Genomic DNA, 5,148 nt, shown 5'->3' on the forward strand with positions numbered 1-5,148 from the left:
GCCCGGAACCGACCGGCCCCGCATCGGTAATTTGATCAAGGACAGTGAAAGCATGCTCGCCGCCACATAATCAGCAACCGCCTGCATCTGGTTCCGTGAGTCGGGACTCGCCCTACGTTTAACCCCTCAACCCCATTCGAAGATTTAACCCATGTACCTACGCAAAATTGCAGTTGGGCTGTCGGCCCTTGTTTTGCTCTCGACCGGGGCGCAAGCCCGCAGTCTGCTGGACTTCCTCAAGCCGCCCACCGCGCATCATGAACAAACGTCCCGCTCGGGTTCGATCAGCCATAGCGCGGCCCTGGATCTCTATTCAAGCAAACAGAAACAGGCATCGTTCGACGGCTGCGCAGATTTGTTCCCGGCAGCGAAACCGATCAACACGGCCACTGTGCCTGCAACCATGAAGCCCCTGGCTTTGTGTTCCGACAACTTCGCGGTGCTGTACTCGCAAACCAGCAAGACCCCGCTGGTTGTGGTCGAACGCCTGAACGCTGCCCAGTTGCAGGATGCCAAAGGGGAGGAGCGCACCAACCAGTTCTATCCGGACCCACGCATTCCCAAGAGTGGGCGCGCGGAGTTGAGCGACTACCGCAGCCAGCATCCGGCCGTGGACCGTGGTCACCAATCCCCGGCAGCCGATGCACCGAACCCCAATGCAATGGCCCAATCCTTTGCGCTGTCGAACATGGTGCCGCAGGACCCGACCAACAACCGCAAGATCTGGAGCAAGGTCGAGTCAGATGTCCGCAAGTTTGCCAAGCGCGCCGATGGCAACGTGTTTGTCTTTACCGGCCCGCTGTTTGACTCTGGCCACTCCACCATTGGCGACAACCAGGTGTGGGTGCCGACGCGCCTGTTCAAGTTGGTCTATGACGCATCGTCCAAACGTGCCTGGGCCTACGTACTGCCTAACGCTGAGACCCGAATCGAGAAGCCGATGGACTACGACACTTTCGTGAAGAGCACCGGGCTCAAATTGCTCGGGAACCTGCCCGTCACAGGTTCCGCAGGGCGCACCTGATGGCTGGATGAGCAGCACCCCAACGGTTGGATGCAACCGTTGGGGTGTTTCATTGTCATGAACCACGCAAAAACAAGGTCAAGGAAATAAATTCAGCAAGAAATAACAAATAGTAAAAATGAACTATACCCAATAGGGCAATCGCTCCTGACCCCGGGACATGATGCCTCTGAAGTCGGTCGTCCCAGGAACTTCAACGTCAAACAGACCGAGAGATTCTGGTTATGAACGCCTTGAAAATCGCTGCCAGCGATGCGGTACGAGTTTGCTTTCGTAATTCCCGTGAAATCGTCCGGCTCGACCAGACTGACTTTACCGATGTCGCTGTCGCCGTACTCTCGAAAGATGATTTGGCAGCAGGGGCGCTGGATGCCATCAAGCGTACCGGCTTCGACATCCCCATCTTCCTGGTGGCCTCTCAGGGCCGCAGCAATCGTTCCCTGGAGGTCTACAAACAACTGCAGGATGTGATTTTGCAGGTCAATGGCGTGTTCGACCTGTCCAGCAATAATGCCGAGTACTACGGCAATCAACTGGAGACCGCCGCCAAGGCCTATGAAGAAAGCCTGCTGCCACCGTTCTTCGATGCGCTCAAGCACTACACCGAATCGGCCAACGCGACTTTTGCCTGCCCCGGTCACCAGGGCGGCCAGTTCTTTCGCAAGCACCCGGCGGGTCGGCAGTTTTTCGACTTCTTCGGCGAGACGCTGTTTCGCGCCGACATGTGCAACGCCGACGTCAGGCTCGGCGATCTGCTGATCCACGAAGGCCCGGCGCTGCTGGCGCAAAAACATGCGGCCAAGGTGTTCAACGCCGACAAGACCTACTTCGTGCTCAACGGCACCTCGGCATCGAACAAGGTGGTGACCAACGCCCTGTTGACCCCCGGCGACCTGGTGCTGTTCGACCGCAACAATCACAAGTCCAACCACCAGGGCGCGTTGTTGCAGGCCGGTGCGACACCGGTCTATCTGGAAACCGCGCGCAATCCCTACGGCTTCATTGGCGGCATCGACGCCCACTGTTTCGAAGAAGACTACCTGCGCCAGCTGATCGCCGAAGTCGCCCCGGACAAGGCGCAACTGCCACGGCCGTTTCGCCTGGCGATCATTCAACTGGGCACCTATGACGGTACCATTTACAACGCCCGGCAAGTGGTCGACCGCATCGGCAAGCTGTGTGACTACATCCTGTTCGACTCGGCGTGGGTCGGTTACGAACAGTTCATTGCGATGATGAAGGACTGCTCGCCCATGTTGCTCGATCTGGACGAGAACGCCCCGGGCATCTTCGTCACCCAATCGGTACACAAGCAACAGGCCGGTTTCTCCCAGGCCTCGCAAATCCACAAGAAAGACCGGCACATCAAGGGCCAGCCACGCTACTGCAATCACGCACGGCTGAATAACGCCTTCATGGCCCAGGCTTCAACGAGTCCGTTCTACCCGCTGTTCGCCTCGCTGGATGTCAACGCCCGCATCCACTCAGGCCGAAGTGGCCTGCGCCTGTGGGATGACTGCGTGAAGTTCGGCATCAATGCGCGCAAGTTGATCCTCGAAGCCTGCACCATGGTCCGCCCGTTCGTGCCGTACACCATTGAAGGGCGTGCGTGGGAGGACTATCCAACGGAAGAAATCGCCAGCGACATCCGCTTCTTCGAGTTCCATCCCAAGGACCGCTGGCACGCTTTTGCCGGCTACGCCGAGAAGCAGTACTTCATCGACCCGTGCAAGTTACTGTTCACCACGCCGGGCATCGACCCGGTGGACGGCAGCTACACCGACTTCGGCATTCACGCCGGCATCCTGGCCAACTTCCTGCGCGAGAACGGCATCGTCCCGGAAAAGTGCGACCTGAACTCGATCCTGTTCCTGCTCACACCGGCCGAAGACTGGGCGAAGATGAGCCACCTGGCGGCACAGATCGCCCGCTTCGAACGCTTCATCAGCGATGACGCGCCGATGAGCCGGGTGCTGCCGGCCATCTACGCTCAGCACCAGGAACGCTACCGCGACTACACCATCCGCCAGCTCTGCCAGGAAATGCACGACCTGTATCGCAGCCACAACGTGCAGCAATTGCAGAAGGACATGTTCCGCAAGGAGCACTTCCCGAAAAAGGCCATGAACCCGCAGCAAGCGCAAATCGAGTACATCCGCGGCAACGTCGAACTGGTGCCCTTGGCGGATGCCGATGGTCGCATTGCGGCCGAGGGCGCGTTGCCTTACCCGCCGGGCGTCTTGTGCGTTGTACCCGGGGAGATCTGGGGTGGCGCCGTGCTCAAGTACTTCCTGGCGCTGGAGGAGGGCATCAACCGCTTGCCCGGCTTCACGCCGGAACTTCAAGGCGTTTATCTGAAGCAGGAAGGCGGTCGCACGCGGGCGTATGGCTATGTGATCAAGCAGTAAGGATCACCCTCGTACTCGATGGCAGGTGTCAAGTCGGCGGGCCCAGGGGTTAACTCTCTGAACAAGGCAAGGAGTTTGCGATGGCTGATTCAAGCAAGAAAATGGGCCTGATGGGGCTCACGACGCTGGTGACGGTCAACATGATGGGCTCGGGCATCATCATGTTGCCCACCAACATGGCTCAACTGGGTGCCGTCTCTTTGTTGTCGTGGATTTTCACGGCGATTGGTTCGATGGCCATCGCCTACTGCTTTGCCCAGTGTGGCGTCTTCTGCTCACGCTCTGGCGGCTTGTCCGCCTACACCGAAGAAGCCCATTCAAAGTCGGGTTTTTTCCTCTGTTCGTACCTGTACTTCCTGTCACTGGCCATCGCCAACGTGGCCGTGGCCATTTCGGCGGTGGGCTACATGACGGCCTTCGTGCCCTGGCTGGGCACGGGTGCGATTCCCCTGTGCGTCGGCACGATCGCACTGATCTGGCTGACCACTTTCGCCAACTTCGGTGGACCGGGCATCACCGGCAAGATCGGCGCGTTCACGGTATGGGGCGTGATCATTCCGGTAGCCGGCCTGAGCATCATCGGCTGGTTCTGGTTCAAGCCCGATGTGCTGGCCGCCGCCTGGAACCCCAACAGCCTGGCGATCTCCGAAGCCATCAGCAAGGCGATCCCCCTGACCCTGTGGGCCTTCCTCGGCATGGAATCGGCGGCCCAGGCCACCGATGCCGTGGAAGACCCCAAGCGCAACGTGCCGTTGGCCTGCCTGTTCGGCACCCTGGGTGCCGCCGTGGTCTATGTGCTGTCGACCACCGTCATCCAGGGCATCATTCCCAACGCTGAACTGGCCAAGTCCTCCGCACCCTTCGCGCTGGTCTATGCCACGATGTTCAGCCCGATGGTGGGCAATATCGTCATGGCCCTGGCGGTCATGGCCTGTGTCGGCTCGCTGCTGGGTTGGCAATTTACCCTGGCGCAAACCGCCAAGATGACGGCTGACCAGAACCTGTTCCTCAAGCTGTTCAGCAAGGTCAACTCGATGAATGCCCCCGTTGTCGGCATGATTGTCTGCGGTGTGCTACAGACCCTCATGGCCCTGTCGACCATCTCGCCCGACGCCGCCGCACAGTTCAGCAAGCTGGTCAGCCTGGCAGCGGTCACCAACCTGATCCCTTATATAACTGCGATGACCGGCCTGCTGGTGATCATGCACAAGGCCGGGGTCTCGTCGGCCATACACTCGCGTAACGTGGTGGTCCTGTTGATTGCAATAACGTACGCCTTGTACGCCTTGTATGCCTGCGGCAAGGACGCAGTGATGGGCGGCACCCTGGTGCTCGCTTTCGGCTACCTGCTCTATGGATTCCTCGCCAAGCGCTTCACCGACGCGCCAGCGGCCAACCAGGCCAGGGCCGCAAACCCTTAGGCGTGGCCAACAGGACTGCACAGACATCTGCATACGGGGAAACCGGACATGAACGTACCATTTGCCACAACCACCAGACTGCTGCTTGCCTTCGCACTCTCGACGCTGCCGCTAGTGGCCGGCGCCAATACCCTTGAACGCGTRCGCAGCAGCCACACCTTGACCTTGGGCTACTTGCCTGACCTGGCGCCTTTCAGCAAGCAGGAAGGCGACAAGGCCAGCGGTTACGCCATCGACCTGTGCCTGAAAGTCGCCGACAAGCTCAAGAGCGAGCTGGGTCTGCCCGACCTGCAAG

3 protein-coding genes and 1 pseudogene are annotated in these 5,148 nt (G+C 59.6%); all 4 read left to right on the plus strand.

What is annotated here, in order from left to right:
- Nucleotides 1–151: 151 nt before the first annotated feature.
- Complete coding sequence (locus AC1DVH_RS25765) at nucleotides 152–1,024, plus strand: DNA/RNA non-specific endonuclease (RefSeq protein ID WP_477756180.1); 873 nt, start codon at nucleotides 152–154, stop codon at nucleotides 1,022–1,024.
- Between the two features lie 224 nt (nucleotides 1,025–1,248).
- Nucleotides 1,249–3,432, plus strand: coding sequence for an ornithine decarboxylase SpeF (gene speF / locus AC1DVH_RS25770; RefSeq protein WP_477756181.1), 2,184 nt, complete (start codon nucleotides 1,249–1,251; stop codon nucleotides 3,430–3,432).
- A gap of 80 nt (nucleotides 3,433–3,512) precedes the next feature.
- The gene (gene potE, locus AC1DVH_RS25775) at nucleotides 3,513–4,853 is read left to right on the plus strand and encodes a putrescine-ornithine antiporter (RefSeq protein WP_477756182.1); all 1,341 of its coding nucleotides are present in this window, start codon (nucleotides 3,513–3,515) and stop codon (nucleotides 4,851–4,853) included.
- Between the two features lie 48 nt (nucleotides 4,854–4,901).
- Nucleotides 4,902–5,148, plus strand: a pseudogene (locus AC1DVH_RS25780) (amino acid ABC transporter substrate-binding protein); the annotation flags it as partial.

Source organism: Pseudomonas sp. P4_C3 (assembly GCF_056402075.1).